Source organism: Streptomyces sp. NPDC014907 (assembly GCF_055562975.1).
On the sequence record NZ_JBVHEG010000001.1, the window covers coordinates 828,199 to 847,446 of the forward strand.

Below are 19,248 nucleotides of genomic sequence, written 5' to 3' on the forward strand. Positions count from 1 at the left end.
CATCCTCCGCCGGGGGAGGGAGCGACCGGAAGTCCTTCGTCCGAGGATGGCGCGACCGACCGGAAGCCCGCCCTCCGGGGAGGGCCCGGCCCACCGGAGGACCACCGTCCGCGCGGGAGGGGGCCCGCCGGGACCCCGGCGTCCATCACCCGTTCCGAAACTCTCCCTTCCGGGTGAAAATCGCGCATCCGTCGGACACGTCCCCCGTCCCGTCGGTAACGTTGCGTCACGTCCACCCCCTTCCTCCCGGAGCACCGGAGCCCACGCTGACCAGCGACACCGAAGCCCCCTGCCGGAAACCGGGCCCCCGGGACACCCCCGCCATATCCGCCCGGGGCACCCTCCCGCCGCCCCCGGACGGCCTCGCCGGATTCAACGCGGCCGCCCCCGCCGAGGCCGTGGAGCTGCTGCTCTCCTGCTGCCACAGCCTCCGCTGGGCCGAACGGGTGGCGGCGCACCGCCCGTACCCCACCGTGGACGCGCTGCTCGCCGCGGCCGACGAGGCCGGTTACGACCTGTCCCGCGCCGACCTCGACGGGGCCCTGGCGGCCGAGTGCCCGGCGCCGCCGCACCCCGGCGCCCCGCCCGCGGCCCGGACCGCGCTGCGGGCCGCGCACGCCGCGTACGAGAGCAGCTTCGGGCACGCGTTCGTGATCAGCCTCGACGGGGTGCGTCCCGGAGAGCGGCTGGACCGGGTCCTGACCGGCATCCGGTCACGTCTCGGCAACGAAGCGGAGGAGGAACGGGTGGTCGCGGCCGAGGAACTGCGCCGGCTCGCCCGCGCCCGGCTGGCCTTCCGGATGGCCGGCGGGGCCGCCTCCGGCCGCTCCGAGCTGTGACGACGCCCGGAACGGGACGATTCCGGCCCGCGCGATAGCCCGTCCGTGCCTGTTTGATCACACCTGTGGACCCCGCGCGAGCGAACCGACGACTCGTCGCTACGATGACCGGGGCCGGTGGACCGTACCCGGCCGGGTCAGACCGACAGAGAAGCCGGCCGACCCTGATCCCCGCTCCCGGAGGGTTTTTCCGTGCCGGCTGGAACGCTGTACCGCGGCCGGGAAGGAATGTGGTCCTGGGTGGCTCACCGAGTCACCGGCGTCCTCATCTTCTTCTTCCTGTTCGTACACGTCCTTGACACCGCTCTCGTCCGTGTCTCCCCCGAGGCGTACGACGAGGTCGTCGCGACCTACAAGACGCCGATCGTCGCTCTGCTGGAGTACGGCCTCGTCGCCGCCATCCTCTTCCACGCGCTGAACGGCCTCCGGGTCATCGCCGTGGACTTCTGGTCCAAGGGCCCGCGCTACCAGAAGCAGATGCTCTGGACCGTCGTGGGCATCTGGGTCGTCCTGATGGCGGGCTCGCTGTACCCCGTGCTCGGGCACGCCGCACGTGAACTGTTCGGGAGCTGACGCCAGACATGTCGACTGACACCACCTCCGCGATCGGGCCCGTCGAAGGCGGCGCCCCCTACGACGTGGACAACCCCGCTCCGTACATCGAGGCCCCCCGCAAGCGCACGGGCAGGACCCCGCGCGCGACCCGCGGCAACTTCGAGATGGCCGCGTGGCTCTTCATGCGCCTCTCCGGCGTGGTCCTCGTCGTCCTGGTCCTCGGCCACCTGCTGATCCAGCTCTTCCTGGACGGCGGCGTCTCCAAGATCGGCTTCGCCTTCGTGGCCGGCCGCTGGGCGTCCCCGTTCTGGCAGGTCTGGGACCTGCTGATGCTCTGGCTCGCCATGCTGCACGGCGCCAACGGCCTCCGCACGGTCATCAACGACTACGCGGAGCGGGCCAACACGCGCCTGTGGCTCAAGGGCCTGCTGTACACCGCCACGGTGTTCACCATCCTTCTGGGCACGCTGGTGATCTTCACCTTCGACCCGAACATCCGCTAGGCACGGGGCTGAGGTAATCCACGTCATGAAGATCCACAAGTACGACACCGTCATCGTCGGCGCCGGCGGCGCCGGCATGCGCGCCGCCATCGAGGCGACGAAGCGCAGCCGCACCGCCGTGCTCACGAAGCTCTACCCCACCCGCTCCCACACGGGCGCCGCGCAGGGCGGCATGGCCGCCGCGCTGGCCAACGTGGAGGAGGACAACTGGGAGTGGCACACCTTCGACACGGTCAAGGGCGGTGACTACCTGGTCGACCAGGACGCCGCCGAGATCCTGGCGAAGGAGGCCATCGACGCCGTCCTCGACCTGGAGAAGATGGGCCTGCCGTTCAACCGGACCCCGGACGGCACCATCGACCAGCGCCGCTTCGGCGGCCACTCCCGCAACCACGGCGAGGCCCCGGTCCGCCGGTCCTGCTACGCCGCGGACCGCACCGGCCACATGATCCTCCAGACGCTGTACCAGAACTGCGTCAAGGAGGGCGTGGAGTTCTTCAACGAGTTCTACGTCCTGGACCAGCTGATCACCGAGGTCGACGGGGTCAAGCACTCCGCGGGCGTCGTCGCCTACGAGCTGGCCACCGGCGAGATCCACGTCTTCCAGGCCAAGGCCGTGATCTACGCGTCCGGCGGCACCGGCAAGTTCTTCAAGGTGACCTCCAACGCGCACACCCTGACCGGTGACGGCCAGGCCGCCTGCTACCGCCGGGGCATCCCGCTGGAGGACATGGAGTTCTTCCAGTTCCACCCGACGGGCATCTGGCGCATGGGCATCCTGCTCACGGAGGGCGCCCGCGGCGAGGGCGGCATCCTGCGCAACAAGGACGGCGAGCGCTTCATGGAGAAGTACGCGCCGGTCATGAAGGACCTCGCGTCCCGTGACGTCGTCTCCCGCTCCATCTACACGGAGATCCGCGAGGGCCGCGGCTGCGGTCCCGAGGGCGACCACGTCTACCTGGACCTGACGCACCTCCCGCCGGAGCAGCTCGACGCCAAGCTGCCGGACATCACCGAGTTCGCCCGTACGTACCTCGGCATCGAGCCGTACACGGACCCGATCCCGATCCAGCCCACCGCGCACTACGCCATGGGCGGCATCCCGACCAACGTCCAGGGCGAGGTCCTGTCGGACAACACCACCGTCGTCCCGGGCCTGTACGCGGCCGGCGAGGTCGCCTGCGTGTCGGTCCACGGCGCCAACCGCCTCGGCACCAACTCGCTGCTCGACATCAACGTCTTCGGCAAGCGGTCCGGCATCGCCGCGGCCGAGTACTCCGCCACGACCGACTTCGTCGAGCTCCCGGAGAACCCCGAGGCCTTCGTCGTCGGGCAGATCGAGAAGCTCCGCAACTCCACGGGCAACGAGCGGGTCGCCGACCTGCGCCGCGAGCTCCAGGAGACGATGGACGCCAACGTGATGGTCTTCCGTACGGAGCAGACCATCAAGACGGCCGTCGAGAAGATCGCCGAGCTGCGCGAGCGCTACCAGAACGTGTCCGTCCAGGACAAGGGCAAGCGCTTCAACACGGACCTCCTGGAGGCCATCGAGCTGGGCAACCTGCTCGACCTGGCCGAGGTCATGGCCGTCTCGGCCCTGGCGCGCAAGGAGTCCCGCGGCGGTCACTACCGCGAGGACTACCCCACCCGCGACGACGTCAACTTCATGCGCCACACGATGGCGTACCGCGAGGTCGGCGAGGACGGCTCCGAGACCGTGCGTCTCGACTACAAGCCGGTCGTCCAGACCCGCTACCAGCCGATGGAGCGTAAGTACTGATGGCTACCCCCGTACTGGACAAGGTGGAGAAGGACTCCGCCGCCTCGCCGTACATCACGGTCACGATGCGGATCCGCCGCTTCAACCCCGAGATCTCGGACGCGGCGGTCTGGGAGGACTTCCAGATCGAGATCGATCCCAAGGAGCGCGTGCTCGACGCCCTCCACAAGATCAAGTGGGACGTCGACGGCACGCTGACCTTCCGCCGCTCGTGCGCCCACGGCATCTGCGGCTCGGACGCGATGCGGATCAACGGCAAGAACAGGCTCGCCTGCAAGACGCTGATCAAGGACATCAACCCCGAGAAGCCGATCACGGTCGAGGCCATCAAGGGCCTGACGGTCCTCAAGGACCTGGTCGTGGACATGGAGCCGTTCTTCCAGGCCTACCGGGACGTCATGCCGTTCCTGGTGACCAAGGGGAACGAGCCGACCCGCGAGCGCCTGCAGTCCGCCGAGGACCGCGAGCGCTTCGACGACACCACCAAGTGCATCCTGTGCGCCGCGTGCACGTCGTCCTGCCCGGTCTTCTGGAACGACGGCCAGTACTTCGGCCCGGCCGCGATCGTCAACGCGCACCGCTTCATCTTCGACTCGCGCGACGAGGCGGGCGAGCAGCGCCTGGAGATCCTGAACGACAAGGACGGCGTGTGGCGCTGCCGCACGACGTTCAACTGCACGGACGCCTGCCCGCGTGGCATCGAGGTCACGAAGGCGATCCAGGAAGTGAAGCGCGCGCTGATCACGCGTCGTTTCTGAGCCCGGACACGGCGGGAGGCCCGCTTCTGTACGCTGCGGCGTGCGGGAGCGGGTTTTTCCTTTCGCACGTGACGTCGTGGAGAGCGGGGACTGATGAGCGAGCCGAACCCTTACGCGGACGGTGAGTACACGTGGGGGCCCGGGCACGGGAGCCCGTCCGGGGCTCCGGGGTACGGCTACCCGCAGGACGCGGTCCCGGGGTACGGCCACCCGCAGGCCGGGCCGGCCTACCAGCCGACGCTGCCCGGGGGCGTGGCCGTGCCGCCGCAGTTCCCGCAGTACCCGCCGGGGGTGCCCGGGGCCGTGCCGCTGCTCGCGCTCGGCGACATCGCCGTCGTGGGGGACCGGATCATCACGCCGGCCGGGACGATGCCCCTGAAGGGCGCGGTGTGGAACGCGACGGACATGTCGCGGGTCGAGGAGAAGATCCCGGCGGTCGCCATCGTGCTCGCGATCGTCTTCGCGCTGCTGTGCCTGGTGGGCCTGCTGTTCCTCCTGATGAAGGAGAAGCAGACGACGGGCTTCGTCCAGATCACGGTGACCAGCGGGGGACGGCACCACGTGACGATGGTCCCGGCGACGACCCCGGACACCTTCCACTGGGTGATGGGCCAGATCAACTTCGCGCGCACGCTGAGCGTGTGACGCTCCGGGGCGGGACCGACCGGGGCCGCCGGGGGCCGGGCGGCGGGGGTCAGCCGTGCCGGAGGGCCGGGTTCCCCGCCGGGGTCTCCCCCGCCTCGGCCGCGACCATGATCCGCCGCAGCATGTCGTTGAGCAGGGAGCGTTCCGCGGGGTCGAGGACGCCGAGGAGCCGCTCCTCCTCGTGACCGAGGACGTCCATGGCGCCGAGCCAGGTCTCGCGGCCGGGGCCGGTGAGTTCGACGACGACCCGGCGCCGGTCGGCGGTCGACTGGGTGCGGCGGACGAAACCGCGCTTCTCCAGGGCGTCGAGGCGCCCGGAGACGGAGGCGGGGGCCAGGTCGAGGTCCTGCGCCAGTTCGGAGGGGGCGGCGCTGCCGCCGCGGCCGGCCAGTTTGTGGAGCGTGTCGAACTCGTGGCGCTCCAGGTCGAAGTCGACGAGCGACTGCTCCCTGACCCGGCGCAGGTGGACGGAGAGCTTCTTCATCCGGGTGACGGCGCCCTCGACCACGGGGTCGAGGCCGGGGAGGACGGGCTGCCAGCGGGCCACGTGCGCGTCGGTCCAGTCGCTCTGCCCGGAGCGGGCGGGGGGCGCGTCCGGGGGGCCGGCCGCTTCGGTCGGGTCCATGGTCAGATCGTACGCCGGAGCGGGGGACGCCACTCCCCCCAAGTATTTCGGTGTCGAATATTTCGTTGACGAATCATTCGGTGCCGAAATACTCTTCGGGCCATGTCCGCCGCGCCCGCCGTCACGGCCCCCGTCCCGCACCCCCTGCGCACCCGCCCCTTCCGGCTCCTCCTCACCGGCCGGACCCTCTCGCTCCTGGGCGACGCCGCCGTCCCCGCCGCCCTCGCCCTCGCCGTCCTGGAGGCCACCGGCTCCACCTCGGCGCTCGCCCTGGTCCTCGGCTGCGCCATGGTCCCCAAGCTGCTCCTGCTGCCGGTGGGCGGGGTCGTCGGCGACCGCTTCGACGCGCGGACGGTCGCGCTCACCACCGACCTCGTGCGCTGCGCCACCCAGCTCCTCGTCGGCGTCCAGCTCCTCGGCGGCACCCCGAGCCTGGCCGTGCTCGCGGTCGCGGAGGCCCTCGGCGGGGCCGCCGGGGCCTTCGCCGTGCCGACCGGGGCGCCCCTGGTGAAGGGCACGGTGGCGGCGGAGGCGCTGCACCGGGCCAACGCCGCCATGGGGATCGCCCAGAGCGCCACCCGCCTCGCGGGCCCGGCGCTCGCGGGCGCGCTGGTGCTGACCGCGGGCGCGGGCTGGGTGTTCGTCCTGGACGCGGCCACCTTCGGCGCCGGCGCCCTGCTCCTGACCGCCGTACGGGTGAAGCGGGTGCCGGCCCCCCGCCGTTCGCTCCGCGCCGACCTCGCGGAGGGGTGGCGGGAGGTCCGCTCCCGGGACTGGTACTGGACCAGCCTGATCGGCCACAGCGCCTGGAACGGCGCCGCCGCCGTCCTGATGACCCTGGGACCCGCCATCGCCGTGCGGCGGCCGGGCGGGGAGGCCACCTGGGTCGCCCTCCTCCAGACCGGCGCCGTCGGCTTCCTCCTCGGCGCGCTGCTCGCGGACCGGGTCCGCCCCCGGCGCCCGGTCCTGGCGGCCAACCTCGGACTCGCCACGTACGCGCTGCCGCTGGCCCTGCTGGCCGCCGCCGCGCCCGCGCCGGTGACGATCGCGGCGTACGGGCTCGCGCAGGCGGGGCTCGGCTTCCTCTCCCCCGTCTGGGAGACCGCCGTCCAGCGCGCGGTGCCCGCCCACGCGCTGGCCCGCGTCACCTCGTACGACTGGCTGCTCTCGCTGGCCGCGATGCCCCTCGGCTACGCCCTGGCCCCGCTCGCCGCCTCCGCCTGGGGGCCCGGAGTGCCGCTGGCCGCCGCCGCGGTGGCGGTGGGCGGCTGCTGCCTGGCGACGGCGTTCGTGCCCGGCGTGCGGAAGTTCACCTGACGGCCCCCGGGGCGCGTCGCGCGCCCCGGGGGCCGCCGGACGGTCTTCCGCACCCACGGGTTGAACTTGTTCAAGAAGGGGCCCACAGTCCGCCCGCGCCCCAGGGCTGACCCGCCGTGACGACCCCGTGCCGGCGCCCGGCACTCCCGGCCCCGCGCCACCGGCCCCCGTGCCCCGCCCGTACGGACGCCCGTGAAGCACCCGACCGTGCTCCACGACGCCGGCCGCCCGCTCCGCGCACCCCTGCGGCACTGGCTGCTGCGGCAGCGCCGGCTCGTCCCGCTCGACCTCGCGCCGGCCGGGCGGCCTCCGCCTGGATCGTCTGCCTCTGGGCCCTGGCCGAACACCGGCCCCGGGCACACCGGCCGGCCACCCCCGCCGGACAGCCCTTCGCCCGGGTGACCGTCCCGGCCGCCGCGAAGTGGCGCGAGGCCCTCAAGGGGCCCGGAGGGGACGGCTGCCGGGACGGGCACTGCGACGTGCCCGCCCCGCCCGGTTAGGCTCGGCTCCGTGAAGGACGCGAAGGAAGAGAAGAAGGCCCCCAAGAGCGAGCAGACCCGCACGCTCATCCTCGAGACCGCGCTCCGGCTGTTCAAGGAGCGCGGTTACGACAAGACGACGATGCGGGCCATCGCCCAGGAGGCCGGAGTCTCCGTCGGCAACGCCTACTACTACTTCTCGTCCAAGGAGCACCTGGTCCAGGGCTTCTACGACCGGCTCGCCGAGGAGCACCGGGCCGCCGTCGAACCCGTCCTGTCCGGTGGCGAGAAGGACCTGACGGCCCGTATCCGCGGGGTCTACCTGGGCTGGCTCGACACCGCCGAGCCGTACCACGAGTTCGCGGCGCAGTTCTTCAAGAACGCCGCCGACCCGGACAGCCCGCTCAGCCCCTTCTCGCCCGAGTCGGAGGGCCCGCGCGAGGCGGCGATCGAGGTGCACCGGCGCGTCCTCTCCGGCGCCTCGGTGAAGATCGACCCCGAACTGTCCGACGCCCTGCCCCGGTTGCTGTGGCTCCAGCAGATGGGCCTGGTGCTGTTCTGGGTGTACGACCGTTCGGAGGGGGCCGCCAACAGCCGGCGGCTCGTGGAGCGGCTGGCACCGGTCACCGCCCGCGCGATCTCGCTCTCCCGCTTCCGCGTCCTGCGCCCGCTGGTCAAGGAGACGCACGAACTCCTCGCCGACTTCATGCCGACGGCGGCCGGCATGGCGGCCTCGGGCAGGCCCGGCCGGAGCTCCGCGAAGTAGCCGGGAACACGGACGGGGGCGGGACCCGGATTCCCTCCGGGTCCCGCCCCCGCGCCGTGCACGGCGTGCCGCGGAAGGCCGCGACGCCCCTCAGATCCAGCTGAGTTCCCACAGGCGCCAGATGCCGGTGCCGTCCGTCAGGTACTGGGAACCGGCGACCGCGTCCGTGGCGAGGACGTAGTCCTTCTTCTGCCACAGCGGCACGAGCGGGACCTCGGCCGCGACCTCGCTCTGGATCGTCCTGAAGTCGGAGGTCGCCCGGGCCCGGTCGCTGAACTGCTGCGTCGAGGCGATCAGCGTGTCGATCTTCTTGTTCGAGTACCCGTTGTGCAGGGTGTTGTCACTGCCGACCAGCGGCGCGGTGAAGCTGTCGGAGTCGGGGAAGTCGGGGAGCCAGCCGACGGTGTAGACGTCGAAGGCGCCCTTCGCGTACTGCTTCTGGAAGTCCTCCCACTTGACCTCGACGGTCTCGATCCTGAAGAGGCCGGTCTCCTCGAGCTGCCGCTTGATCTCGGTGGTCTCGGTCGCGTAGGTGTCGCCCTTGCGGAAGCCGAAGGTGAGCTTCACCGGCGTCTTGATCCCGGCGTCCTTCAGGATCTCCTTCGCCTTCTTCGCGCTCGGCTCCGGGTAGAGGTCGTAGAACGCGGTGCTGTGGCCGACGAAGCCCTGCGGGATGAGGGAGTAGAGCGGCTCGACCGTGCCCTTGTAGGCCCCGGTGGTGATCGCCGGACGGTCGATGACCGCCGCGACGGCCTGCCGGACGGCCTTGTCCGCCGCGGGCGAGCCGGGCCGGACGTTGAAGTTGATGTTGCGGATCTCGGCGCTCTCCGCCTCGGTGACCCGGACGCTGTCCGTGCTCTCCAGGGTGGAGAGGAAGGCCGGCGGGAGTTCGCGGTGCGTCACCGCGACCTCCTTCGCCTTCCAGGCGTTGGCGAGGTCCTCGGACTTGGCGTAGTACTTCACGAGGATCGGCCGGCCGGTCTTGGTGACGGCGCCCCGGTACCTCGGATTGGGCACCAGGAGCGCGGACTCGCCCGGCTTGTACTCCTTGAGGAGGTACGGTCCCGACCCCTCGACCGTGCCGCCCTCGCGCAGCTTCTTGTCCGGGTACTGCTCGCGGTCCACGATCGAGCCGGCGCCGGTGGCCAGCTTCAGCGGGAAGGTGACGTCCTTGCCGCTGAGGTGGAAGGTGACGGTGTCGCCCCGCGCGTCGACGCTCTTCAGCATCGGGAAGAGCGGCTGCGGACCGACGTCCGTCTTGATCCGCATCATCCGGTCGAACGAGTACTTGACGTCCTCGGCGGTCATCTTGCGCCCGCCGGCGAAGGTCAGGTCGTCGCGGAGCGTGCATTCGTACGTGGTGAGCGTGGTGCCCACGAACCTGCAGCTCTCGGCGGCGTCCGGAACCGGCGTGGTGAAGCCCGGCTTGAACGTCAGCAACGACTGGTAGACGTTGCTGTACATGGCCCAGGAACCGGCGTCGTACGCGCCGGCCGGGTCGAGTGAAGTGACCGCGTCGGTCGTGCCGACGGTGATCGGATCTTCCTTGACGCCGCTGGAGGGCAGGAGTTGCCAGCCCCCCACTCCGGCCGCCACCAGTACTCCACAAGTGATGAGGATCCGCAGACGGACCGTCGACCGCATTGCCGTGCTTCCTTTTTTTGGTACCACCCCAGTTGCGACGACATCCCCCGAAAACCGTCGCGATGGCGTCATCCCATCACACCGTTTTCGCAAGCGGAAGAGAAAAATTTCATATCACAGGTATATGTCCGGGATATGAGACTTTAAGTCGATGAGCAGCACGTATCGCTCTCGGTGCGGTGAGTCACGGTGCCGGATCAGGCCTGTTTCGAGGCGATTTCGACGAGGGTGATGTCGGAGGGCGCGCCGACCCGGACCGGAGGACCCCAGGCGCCCGCGCCCCGCGACACGTACAACTGGGTGTCGCCGTACCGTTCGAGGCCGGCGACGGTCGGGTTGGCGAGCCCGGCGAGGAGGCCGCCGGGCCAGAGCTGCCCGCCGTGGGTGTGGCCGGAGAGCTGGAGGTCCACGCCGTGGCGCACCGCGTCGTGGATGACGACCGGCTGGTGGGCGAGGAGGACGGCCGCGCGGGCCCGGTCGCGGTCGCCGAGGGCGCGCCCGAAGTCCGGCCCCCCGCCCTCGCGCTCCCCCGCCACGTCGTCCACGCCCGCGAGGTCGAAGCCGGCCGCGATCTCCACGCGCTCGTTGCGCAGCGGGCGCAGGCCGAGTTCGCGGACGTGGTCGACCCAGGCGTCGGCGCCCGAGAAGTACTCGTGGTTGCCGGTCACGAAGAAGGAACCGTGACGGGCGCGGAGCCGGGCGAGCGGCTCGGCGGCGGAGCCGAGGTCCGCCACGCTGCCGTCCACCAGGTCGCCGACGACCGCGATCAGGTCGGGCTGGGTGGCGTTGATCGCGTCCACGACGCGCCGGGTGTGGGCGCGGCCCAGGATCGGCCCCAGGTGGATGTCGGAGACGACCGCGATCCGGTAACCGTGCGCGGCGCGCGGCACCTTGGCGAGCGGCACGGTGACCCGCTTGACCCGGGGCCCGCGCAGGACGCCGTACGTGCCGTACCCCACGGTCCCGAGGGCGACGGCGGCTGCGGCGCCGCCGACGGCACGGGAGACGAAGAGACGGCGGGAGACGTCGGAGGAGGCCCCGGGGGAAGCTTCGGTGGCGAGGGGGCCGGTGGGGGCTTCGGCGGCGGAGCCGGCGGGGGCGGGTCCGGCGGGAGCTTCGGCGGCGGAGCCGGCGGGGACCTCGGCGGGGGCTTCGGCGGCGGAGCCGGCGGGGGCGGGTCCGGCGGGAGCTTCGGCGGCGGAGCCGGCGGGGACCTCGGCGGGGGCGGGAGCTTCCGCGACGGGTCCGGTGGGGATCTCCGTCCCCGTCCCCGCCGACACCGGCACCGGCGCGGAAGCCGGGGCGGGGGCCGCCGGAGCGGGCGCGGGCGCGCGGCGGGCGAGCCAGGCGCGCAGGACGGGGCGGACGGCCTCGCCCGCCACCAGGGCCAGGACCAGGTACAGCAGCACGGCGAGCCACAGGAAGCCCGGCCAGGCGAGGACCTGCTGAAGCCGGAAGGGCACGCCCGCCCGGGAGGAGACCAGGGCCGCGAGCGAGCACAGCGGCAGGACCACCAAGGCGGCCGTGCCCAGCCGGCGCGGCAGGCCGCCGGGGGCCGTCACGTCGCGCACCAGGCGCTGCCACACGTACCGGTGGACGGCGCCGAGCAGCGCGAGGACCACGACCAGCAGGAGGACGACCACGTCCCGGAACCCCTTCTTCCAGACGTCTCTTCTAGACGTCCGCGCGACGGGCGGCGCGCACTCCGCGCAACCCGAGGACACCGATGACCGTCCCCAGAACAAAGGACGTGACGGCGAGCAGCAGATGAACCCAGAAGTAGGCCGTCGGATCGCCCGCGTCGTCGAAGGCGAGACCGCTCCCGTCCTTCCACAGGTTTTTGACGAAGGTGACCCAAATGAGCCAGCTCCACACCCCGAACGCGAGCAGGAACCAGGAGACGCGACGGCTGAGCTTCATACCCCCAGTATCGCCGCGGGTCCCACGGAACCCGCGTCCGGGTGGCCGGAGCGGATCGAACGGGCTACCCGGGTTCGGATATCTGTTCCGTACCTGTAATTTCACGAGGGTGTCCGCTTCGAAGATGACCGCCCGGGCGGTCGCCGCCGCCGTGTTCCTCCCGCTCGTCCTCGCCGCGCCCGCGGCCCACGCCGACGGGAAGGACTCCCAGGACAAGCAGCCCAGGCCCCCCGCCTCCATGTCCAGGGTCGGCGGTGCCCTGCTCGGCCTGCCGGGTACGCAGGTGCGGCTCGCCCCCGGCGTCCCCGTGCTCCCGAAGGAGCTGTCGGCCCGCTCCTGGATCGTCGCGGACGCGGAGAAGGGGGAGGTTCTGGCCGCGCACAACGCGCACTGGCCGCTCGCCCCGGCGTCCACCCTCAAGATGCTCTTCGCCGACACCCTGCTGCCGAAGTTCGACAAGAAGGAGCAGCACCTGGTCACCGACCGGGACCTGGCGGGACTCGGGGCGGGCTCCAGTCTGGTCGGCGTCAAGGAGAAGCAGACGTACAGCGTCCACGACCTGTGGCTCGGCGTCTTCCTCCGTTCCGGCAACGACGCCGTGCACGTCCTGACGAACATGAACAAGGGCCTCGCCCAGACGGTGAAGGAGATGAACGACCACGCGGTCGAGCTCCAGGCGCTCGACACGCACGTGGTCACCCCGGACGGCTACGACGCCCCGGGCCAGGTCTCCTCCGCCTACGACCTCACGCTCATCGCCCGCAACGGCATGACGAAGGCGGACTTCCGCGAGTACGCCGCCACGCCCCGCGCCGCCTTCCCCGGCATACAGAAGCCGGGCGAGAAGAAGCGCGAGACCTTCGAGATCCAGAACACCAACCGGCTGCTCACGGGCGACTTCGGCGTCCCCCCGTACCAGGGGGTGGCCGGGGTGAAGAACGGCAACACCACGCACGCGGGCGCCACCTTCACCGGGGTCGCGGAGCGGAACGGCAAGGTCCTGCTGGTCACCGTGATGAACCCGTCCTCGAAGGAGCAGCACGCCGTCTACCGGGAGACCGCCCGGCTGTTCGACTGGGGCTTCGCGGCGATCGGGAAGGTGGAGCCGGTGGGCGAGCTGGTGCCGCCGCGTTCGGTCCGCACGGCGACGACCGGTCCCTCCGGCGCGCCGGAACCGGCTTCCGGCAAGGGCACCGCGGCGCGGCCCGCCCACGCGACCGTCGCCGGCGGGTCCGGCGGGATCGGGGTCGCGCTGGCCGTGACGGGCGGGGCCCTCGTCCTGCTCGCGGGCGGCGTCTTCCTGGTCAACCGGCGCTGGCCGTCGGCCGCGTCGGGGGTGCTGCGCCGCCGCGCCGGGGACGGCCCGGAAGCGGCCGGGGGCCCGATGGACGGGAACCCGGCGGACGGGGACGCCCCGGGCGGCCGGAAGACCCCGTAGGCCGGGGCCTCCGGGCCCGGTCAGAACCCCAGGGGGCCGGAGGTCCCCGAACGGCCCAGGAGGGTCGCGAGGAGGGCGCCGCCGGAGAACCCCCGGGCCGCCGTCCGCGCCGGGCGGGAGCCGTCCGGCCGGCCCGGGGGCGCCGGCGGGCGCGGGGCCCCCTCCGGGGCCGGGGGCTCGGCGGGCGCGGCGCTCCCGCCGCCGTCCTGGGCGTCCGGGGCGTCCCGGTCCGGGTGGTCGGGGTCCGCGTCCTTCCGGGGCGTCCCCGTGGCCGTCCAGGCGGCGCAGAACAGCAGCAGCTTGGCGGTCAGGTTGATCCACACCATCAGGGCCACCGGGACGCCGAACGCCCCGTACATCGACTTCGCCGCGACCCCCTTCATGTAGCCGCCGAGCAGCAGTTTGAGCAGTTCGAAGCCGACCGCCCCCATGAGCGCGGCCACCACGAGGGCCTTGCGGGGCGGTTCCACGCCGGGCAGCAGCGTCAGGACGTACAGCAGGATCAGGACGTCGGCGACGACGGCGACGAGGAGGGCGGCGACCTGGAGGAGGACGCCGCCCGCCCCGCCGTCGGAGATGCCGAGCCGTTCGGCGCTCCAGCCGACCGCGGTGGAGCCGAGCCAGGAGGCGGCGAGCGAACCGAGGGCGACGCCGCCCAGGCCGACGAGGACGACGGCGTCCTTGCCCTTGAGCAGGATCGGGTTGCCCTCGATGTCGTCGAGGCCCCACACCGCGCGCAGGCACTCCCGCATGGAGCCGATCCAGCTGATGCCGGTGAAGAGGAGGACGGCGCCGGCGACGATCCCGACGGTGCCGGCGTTGGCGACCAGTCCGCCGATGTCGAGCTGGTCGGAGATGCCGGGCACCTGCTCGCCGAGCTTCTCCTCGATCCGGTCGAGCTGCCGGTCGCTCAGGAGCGCGGCGCCGACCGCGGCGCCGACGGTGATGAGCGGGAAGAGGGCGAGGAAGGAGAGGAAGGTGAGGGCGGCCGCGAGCCGGGTCCAGTGGGCCCGGTCGAGGGTCTCGTAGGAGCGCCAGGCGTGGGTGCGCGTGAGGCGGGCGAGCCAGGGGCCGATGACGGGGAGCTTGGTCAGCCAGTCCATGTCGTGCGTGTTCCCCTCGCTCCGTGCGCCGCGGGTCGACCGCAGTACGAGAATCCCCCGCCCCGGTCCGTGTATGCGCGACCGACATGGCGGGGGTGCGGTGATTATTTCCCGACGGTCGTCCGATCGGTTCATCACCCGTTTCGCCGAACCGCCGGGCAATACCGGCATAAGCCGCACAAGCGGATATACGGTCGCCTTCATGGCTGTCGGGACCCGCGTCCGGGCCGGCGATCGCGTCGCGGTCGCCTGCCGGGGCCGCTCCGTCCGGGCCCTTCCCGCCGTCCCGGTCCCCAGGAGGAGTTCACCGTGAAGGACGTCTTCCGCGCGCCGCAGTCCCTGCTCGTCCTCGGCGGCACCTCCGGGATCGGGCTCGCCACCGCCCGCCGGCTGATCGCCCGGCGCACCCGTACGGTCCGGCTGGCCGGCCGTCCCTCCCCCGCGCTCACGGCCGCCGCCGACTCGCTGCGGGCGCTCGGCGCCGAGGTGCGCACGGTCCCCTTCGACGCGCTCGACCCCGCGTCGCACGGGGAACGGCTCGGCGCGGTCTTCGCCGAGGGCCCCGTCGACATGGTGCTCCTCGCCTTCGGCGTCCCGGGCGACCAGGCCCGCGACGAGACCGACCCGGTCGCCGCCGCCCGGGTCGCCGGAACCAACTACACCGGCGCCGTCTCGGCCGGCCTGGTGTGCGCGGGCGCGCTCCAGGCGCAGGGGCACGGCTCGCTCGTGGTGCTCTCCTCGGTGGCGGCCGAGCGGGCCCGCCGCGCCGACTTCATCTACGGCTCCTCGAAGGCGGGGCTCGACGCCTTCGCCCAGGGCCTCGGGGACGCGCTGCACGGCACCGGTGTGCACGTGATGGTGGTGCGGCCCGGGCCCGTGCGGCCGGGGCCGGCGGAGGGGCGCCCGGAGGTGCCGTTCGCGAGCACCCCGGAGGAGGTCGCGACCGCGATCGAGCTGGGGCTGCGGCGGCGCTCGGAGACGGTGTGGGTGCCGGGCGTGCTGCGGCCGGTGATGGCGGCGGTCCGGCACGTGCCGAGGCCGCTGTTCCGGCGGCTGCCGGTGTGAGGGGACGACTGCCGGGGCGGGGACGGCTTCCCTCTACGGGGGGGCGGCATCCCGTACGGGGACGGCTTCCCCTACGGGAGGGGCATTCCCTACGGGGGTGGCTTCCCGTACGGGAGTGGGTTCCCCTACGGAGCCGGGCGGAGTCCCTCGGGGGCGCAGGCCCGGCCCGTACGGGGCGCGCGATCCGGCCCCGGGGCGCGGGGACCGCTCAGCCGCCCGCCGGGGTCGTCGTCGGGGCGTCCACCGGGCTGCCGCCCTGCGCCGGGACGGCCCGGATGGAGTGGCCGCTGCCGAACTCGTAGTCGTACAGCTTCCGCCACACGCCGTCCGCGCCCTGTTCGTACAGCGCGAAGGAGCGGCAGGTCCAGGCCGCCTCGTACCCGGCCAGCTCCTCGAACGCCCGGTCCATCCCCTCCTCGGAGATGCCGTGCGCCACGGTGACGTGCGGGTGGTACGGGAACTGGAGCTCGCGCACGAGCGGCCCCGACTCGTCCCTGATCCGCCGCTGGAGCCGGTCGCAGGGGGCGGCGCCCTCCTCCAGCTTCACGAAGACCACCGGCGAGAGCGGCCGGAAGGTCCCGGTGCCCTTCAGGCGGACCGGGAAGGGCTGGTAGCCGGCGGCCACGCGCGCGAGGTGCGCCTCGATCTCCGGCAGCCGCTCCCCCGGGACCCCGGTCGGCGGGACGAGGGTGACGTGGGTGGGGATGCCGTGCGCGGCCCGGTCCCCGAAGCCGGCGCGCCGCTCCTGGAGCAGGCTGCCGTAGGGCTCCGGGACCGCGATCGAAACGCCGAGCGTTACGGTCCCCACGTCGTTCTCCTCCGTCGTCCGTCGCCTTGGTGCGACTCGTGTGCGGTGGTGCAGCCGCCAGTGTGCGGCCTGCACCGCCCTCGTGGCCAGGGTCTTCGGACTCAGTGCTTGGCGGGCAGGAAGCCGATGCGCTCGTACGTCTGCGCGAGCGTCTCGGCGGCGACCGCGCGGGCCTTCTCCGCGCCCTTGGCCAGGACCGAGTCCAGCGTCTCCGGGTCGTCCAGGTATTCCTGGGTGCGGGTCCGGAACGGCGTGACGAACTCCACCATCACCTCGGCGAGGTCCGTCTTGAGCGCGCCGTACATCTTGCCCTCGTAGTCCTCCTCCAGCTCCGGGACGCCCTTCCCGGTGAGGGTGGACATGATGGTGAGGAGGTTGGAGACGCCGGCCTTGTTCTCCGGGTCGAAGCGGATCACCGTGTCGGTGTCGGTGACGGCGCTCTTCACCTTCTTGGCGGTGGCCTTCGGGTCGTCCAGGAGGTTGATGAGGCCCTTCGGCGTGGAGGCCGACTTGCTCATCTTGACCGAGGGGTCCTGGAGGTCGTAGATCTTCGCCGTCTCCTTGAGGATGTACGGCGAGGGGATCGTGAAGGTGTCGCCGAAGCGCCCGTTGAACCGCTCCGCGAGGTCGCGGGTCAGCTCGATGTGCTGGCGCTGGTCCTCGCCGACCGGGACCTCGTTCGCCTGGTAGAGCAGGATGTCCGCGACCTGGAGGACCGGGTACGTGAAGAGGCCGACGGTGGCGCGGTCGGCGCCCTGCTTGGCGGACTTGTCCTTGAACTGGGTCATGCGGGAGGCCTCGCCGAAGCCGGTGAGGCAGTTCATGACCCAGCCGAGCTGGGCGTGCTCGGGCACGTGGCTCTGGACGAAGAGGGTGCAGCGCTCCGGGTCGAGGCCGGCGGCGAGGAGCTGGGCGGCGGCGAGCCGGGTGTTGGCGCGCAGCTCGGCGGGGTCCTGCGGGACCGTGATCGCGTGCAGGTCGACGACCATGTAGAAGGCGTCGTGCGTCTCCTGCAGGGCGACCCACTGGCGTACGGCGCCGAGGTAGTTGCCGAGGTGGAACGAGCCCGCGGTGGGCTGGATTCCGGAGAGGACGCGCGGACGCTGCTGCATGGCGGAGCCATCCCCCTGGGGGTGGTGGTGGGCGACGGGCGGGCTGTCAAAGGCCATGCACATCATTCTCTCAGGTGCGCGGGGCGTCCCGGACTGCCGGTGCCCCGGGCGGGGCGGGGGCGCGGCCCGTCCCCGGGCTCCGGGGCGCGGTGCTCCGGCCCCGGCCGTCCCGGTCCCGACCGCCGGGAGGCGCGGACGCCCCCGGCCCGCGGGACCGGGCGGGCCCCGTTCGGCTCGACGCCCGGGCCCCCCGCGGACGCCCCCGGCCCGCGGGACCGGGACCGCGGGGCGCGCGGCGGACCGCGCGCCCCGCGCCGGGGGTCAGACCGGGAGGCCCGGCGCCGGGAAGCCGGCCATCAGGCCGGCGACCTCGTCGCGGATCACGGCGAGGGCCTCCTCGTCGCCCCGGCCGGCGGCCGTGACGCCCCGGTCGATCCAGTCCGCGACCAGCGGCATGTGCTCCGTGCCGAGGCCCCGGGAGGTGAGGGCGGGGGTGCCGACGCGGATGCCGGAGGGGTCGAAGGGCTTCCGGGGGTCGTAGGGGACGGTGTTGTGGTTGACGACGATGCCGGCCCGGTCGAGGGCCTTGGCGGCGGTCTTGCCCGGGACGCCCCTGGAGGTGAGGTCCATCAGGATCAGGTGGTTGTCGGTGCCGCCGGAGACCAGGTCGAAGCCGTGGGCGAGGAGGGCGTCGGCGAGGGCCCGCGCGTTGGCGACGACGGCGTGGGCGTAGGTGCGGAAGGAGGGCAGGGAGGCCTCGCGCAGGGCCACGGCGATGGCGGCGGTGGTCTGGTTGTGCGGGCCGCCCTGGAGGCCGGGGAAGACGGCCCGGTCGAGGGCCCTGGCGTGTTCCTCGCGGGACAGGAGCATGGCGCCGCGCGGGCCGCGCAGGGTCTTGTGGGTGGTCGTGGAGATCACGTCCGCGTGCCCGGCCGGGGACGGGTGGGCGCCGCCCGCGATCAGGCCGGCGATGTGGGCGACGTCGGCGACGAGGACGGCGCCGGCCTCGCGGGCGATCTCGCCGAAGGCGGCGAAGTCGATGGTCCGGGGCAGCGCGGTGCCGCCGCAGAAGATCACCTTCGGGCGCTCCCTGAGGGCGGTCTCGCGGACCTCGTCGAGGTCGACGAGCCCGTTGTCGCGGCGCACGCCGTACTGGACGCCCCGGAACCACGAGCCGGTCGCGGAGACGCCCCAGCCGTGGGTGAGGTGGCCGCCCATGGGCAGGGCCATGCCCATGACGGTGTCGCCGGGCTCGGCGAAGGCCAGGTACACGGCGAGGTTGGCCGGGGAGCCGGAGTAGGGCTGGACGTTGGCGTGGTCGGTGCCGAAGAGGGCCTTGGCGCGTTCGACGGCGAGGGTCTCGACCTTGTCGACGTTCTGCTGGCCCTCGTAGTAGCGGCGGCCGGGGTAGCCCTCGCTGTACTTGTTCTGGAGGACGGTGCCGGAGGCTTCGAGGACGGCGGCGGAGACGTAGTTCTCGCTGGGGATGAGGCGCAGGGTCTCGGCCTGGAGCCGCTCCTCGGCGCCGACGAGGGCGGCGAGTTCGGGGTCGGCGGCGGTGAGGGCGGGGTGGGCCGCGGCGCCCTCGGCGGCGGTGGTCCCGGTGGGGACGGCTGTGGTGGTGACGGTCACGGTGGTGTTCTCCGGGCGTGTTCGGGGTCCCGGGACACCACGCGGGGCGCGGCGCCGTCCGGGACGTCGGTCCCGGGACGCCCAGGCGGGCGGCGTCTCGTGCGGTCTGCCGCGCGCGGCTCCCCCGGGGTCGTTTCCCCGTACGCCAGTCGCCGCGCGTGCCGACAGGGTAACGGGCGCGCCGCGGGCGAGGTTTCCCCGTCCGGCATCCGAGCGACGATAGAAAAAGGGACCGCGCCCGCCCCGGGCCGCAGGACGA

At 72.7% G+C, this 19,248-nt stretch carries 18 protein-coding genes and 1 riboswitch; of the genes, 10 read left to right on the top strand and 8 right to left on the bottom strand.

Annotated elements, in window-relative coordinates; genetic code table 11:
• Nucleotides 1-221: 221 nt before the first annotated feature.
• From ACZ3IL_RS03700 to ACZ3IL_RS03725, 6 genes are all read left to right on the top strand, one after another.
• On the top strand, nucleotides 222-839 hold the full coding sequence (locus ACZ3IL_RS03700; protein WP_467386195.1) for a 2-oxo-4-hydroxy-4-carboxy-5-ureidoimidazoline decarboxylase: 618 nt from the start codon (nucleotides 222-224) through the stop codon (nucleotides 837-839).
• A 192-nt stretch (nucleotides 840-1,031) separates the two neighbouring features.
• Nucleotides 1,032-1,412 carry a succinate dehydrogenase, cytochrome b556 subunit gene (gene sdhC, locus ACZ3IL_RS03705; RefSeq protein ID WP_015035721.1) on the top strand — a complete coding sequence of 127 codons (381 nt, stop codon included), beginning with the start codon at nucleotides 1,032-1,034 and terminating at the stop codon, nucleotides 1,410-1,412.
• Between the two features lie 8 nt (nucleotides 1,413-1,420).
• Entirely contained in the window at nucleotides 1,421-1,897 is a 477-nt protein-coding gene (locus ACZ3IL_RS03710) for a succinate dehydrogenase hydrophobic membrane anchor subunit (protein WP_467386197.1), read from the top strand.
• 25 nt (nucleotides 1,898-1,922) lie between these two features.
• Nucleotides 1,923-3,677, top strand: a complete 1,755-nt coding sequence (gene sdhA, locus ACZ3IL_RS03715; protein ID WP_467386199.1) for a succinate dehydrogenase flavoprotein subunit — start codon at nucleotides 1,923-1,925, stop codon at nucleotides 3,675-3,677.
• Nucleotides 3,677-4,435, top strand: a complete 759-nt coding sequence (locus tag ACZ3IL_RS03720) for a succinate dehydrogenase iron-sulfur subunit (protein ID WP_062752578.1) — start codon at nucleotides 3,677-3,679, stop codon at nucleotides 4,433-4,435. Before sdhA ends, ACZ3IL_RS03720 begins: the two co-directional genes overlap by 1 nt.
• A 93-nt stretch (nucleotides 4,436-4,528) precedes the next feature.
• Nucleotides 4,529-5,080, top strand: coding sequence for a hypothetical protein (locus tag ACZ3IL_RS03725; protein WP_467386202.1), 552 nt, complete (start codon nucleotides 4,529-4,531; stop codon nucleotides 5,078-5,080).
• A 49-nt stretch (nucleotides 5,081-5,129) separates the two neighbouring features.
• Here the strand turns inward: ACZ3IL_RS03725 and ACZ3IL_RS03730 are convergent, their stop codons facing one another.
• Complete coding sequence (locus ACZ3IL_RS03730) at nucleotides 5,130-5,705, bottom strand: MarR family winged helix-turn-helix transcriptional regulator (protein ID WP_467386204.1); 576 nt, start codon at nucleotides 5,703-5,705, stop codon at nucleotides 5,130-5,132.
• 102 nt (nucleotides 5,706-5,807) lie between these two features.
• On the opposite strand from ACZ3IL_RS03730, the gene ACZ3IL_RS03735 reads away from it, so the two are divergent.
• Both ACZ3IL_RS03735 and ACZ3IL_RS03740 read left to right on the top strand, forming a co-directional pair.
• Nucleotides 5,808-7,022: an MFS transporter gene (locus tag ACZ3IL_RS03735; protein ID WP_467386206.1), complete on the top strand. Its 1,215-nt coding sequence runs from the start codon at nucleotides 5,808-5,810 to the stop codon at nucleotides 7,020-7,022.
• 510 nt (nucleotides 7,023-7,532) lie between these two features.
• Nucleotides 7,533-8,267 (top strand): TetR family transcriptional regulator, encoded by a 735-nt coding sequence (locus tag ACZ3IL_RS03740; protein ID WP_467386207.1) that lies wholly within the window; start codon nucleotides 7,533-7,535, stop codon nucleotides 8,265-8,267.
• 90 nt (nucleotides 8,268-8,357) lie between these two features.
• Here the strand turns inward: ACZ3IL_RS03740 and ACZ3IL_RS03745 are convergent, their stop codons facing one another.
• From ACZ3IL_RS03745 to ACZ3IL_RS03755, 3 genes are all read right to left on the bottom strand, one after another.
• On the bottom strand, nucleotides 8,358-9,911 hold the full coding sequence (locus tag ACZ3IL_RS03745; protein ID WP_467386208.1) for an ABC transporter substrate-binding protein: 1,554 nt from the start codon (nucleotides 9,909-9,911) through the stop codon (nucleotides 8,358-8,360).
• 197 nt (nucleotides 9,912-10,108) lie between these two features.
• Nucleotides 10,109-11,554 (bottom strand): metallophosphoesterase, encoded by a 1,446-nt coding sequence (locus tag ACZ3IL_RS03750; protein WP_467386210.1) that lies wholly within the window; start codon nucleotides 11,552-11,554, stop codon nucleotides 10,109-10,111.
• A 31-nt stretch (nucleotides 11,555-11,585) separates the two neighbouring features.
• Complete coding sequence (locus ACZ3IL_RS03755; RefSeq protein WP_467386211.1) at nucleotides 11,586-11,831, bottom strand: SCO4848 family membrane protein; 246 nt, start codon at nucleotides 11,829-11,831, stop codon at nucleotides 11,586-11,588.
• A 109-nt stretch (nucleotides 11,832-11,940) separates the two neighbouring features.
• Here ACZ3IL_RS03755 and ACZ3IL_RS03760 point away from each other — a divergent pair, with 109 nt between their 5' ends.
• On the top strand, nucleotides 11,941-13,269 hold the full coding sequence (locus ACZ3IL_RS03760; RefSeq protein WP_467386213.1) for a D-alanyl-D-alanine carboxypeptidase family protein: 1,329 nt from the start codon (nucleotides 11,941-11,943) through the stop codon (nucleotides 13,267-13,269).
• Between the two features lie 20 nt (nucleotides 13,270-13,289).
• Here the strand turns inward: ACZ3IL_RS03760 and ACZ3IL_RS03765 are convergent, their stop codons facing one another.
• Nucleotides 13,290-14,372: a YihY/virulence factor BrkB family protein gene (locus ACZ3IL_RS03765; protein ID WP_467386215.1), complete on the bottom strand. Its 1,083-nt coding sequence runs from the start codon at nucleotides 14,370-14,372 to the stop codon at nucleotides 13,290-13,292.
• Nucleotides 14,373-14,681: 309 nt separating this feature from the next.
• On the opposite strand from ACZ3IL_RS03765, the gene ACZ3IL_RS03770 reads away from it, so the two are divergent.
• Nucleotides 14,682-15,437 carry an SDR family NAD(P)-dependent oxidoreductase gene (locus tag ACZ3IL_RS03770; RefSeq protein ID WP_467386217.1) on the top strand — a complete coding sequence of 252 codons (756 nt, stop codon included), beginning with the start codon at nucleotides 14,682-14,684 and terminating at the stop codon, nucleotides 15,435-15,437.
• Nucleotides 15,438-15,645: 208 nt separating this feature from the next.
• Here ACZ3IL_RS03770 and ACZ3IL_RS03775 read toward each other — a convergent pair whose 3' ends face one another.
• The 3 genes from ACZ3IL_RS03775 to ACZ3IL_RS03785 all read right to left on the bottom strand — a co-directional run bounded on the left by ACZ3IL_RS03775 (nucleotide 15,646) and on the right by ACZ3IL_RS03785 (nucleotide 18,989).
• The gene (locus tag ACZ3IL_RS03775; RefSeq protein ID WP_467386219.1) at nucleotides 15,646-16,245 is read right to left on the bottom strand and encodes a 2'-5' RNA ligase family protein; all 600 of its coding nucleotides are present in this window, start codon (nucleotides 16,243-16,245) and stop codon (nucleotides 15,646-15,648) included.
• Between the two features lie 101 nt (nucleotides 16,246-16,346).
• Complete coding sequence (trpS, locus tag ACZ3IL_RS03780) at nucleotides 16,347-17,357, bottom strand: tryptophan--tRNA ligase (RefSeq protein WP_467386799.1); 1,011 nt, start codon at nucleotides 17,355-17,357, stop codon at nucleotides 16,347-16,349.
• 321 nt (nucleotides 17,358-17,678) lie between these two features.
• Nucleotides 17,679-18,989, bottom strand: coding sequence for a serine hydroxymethyltransferase (locus ACZ3IL_RS03785; RefSeq protein WP_467386221.1), 1,311 nt, complete (start codon nucleotides 18,987-18,989; stop codon nucleotides 17,679-17,681).
• Nucleotides 18,990-19,061: 72 nt separating this feature from the next.
• Nucleotides 19,062-19,152, bottom strand: a riboswitch (ZMP/ZTP riboswitch).
• Between the last annotated feature and the right edge of the window lie 96 nt (nucleotides 19,153-19,248).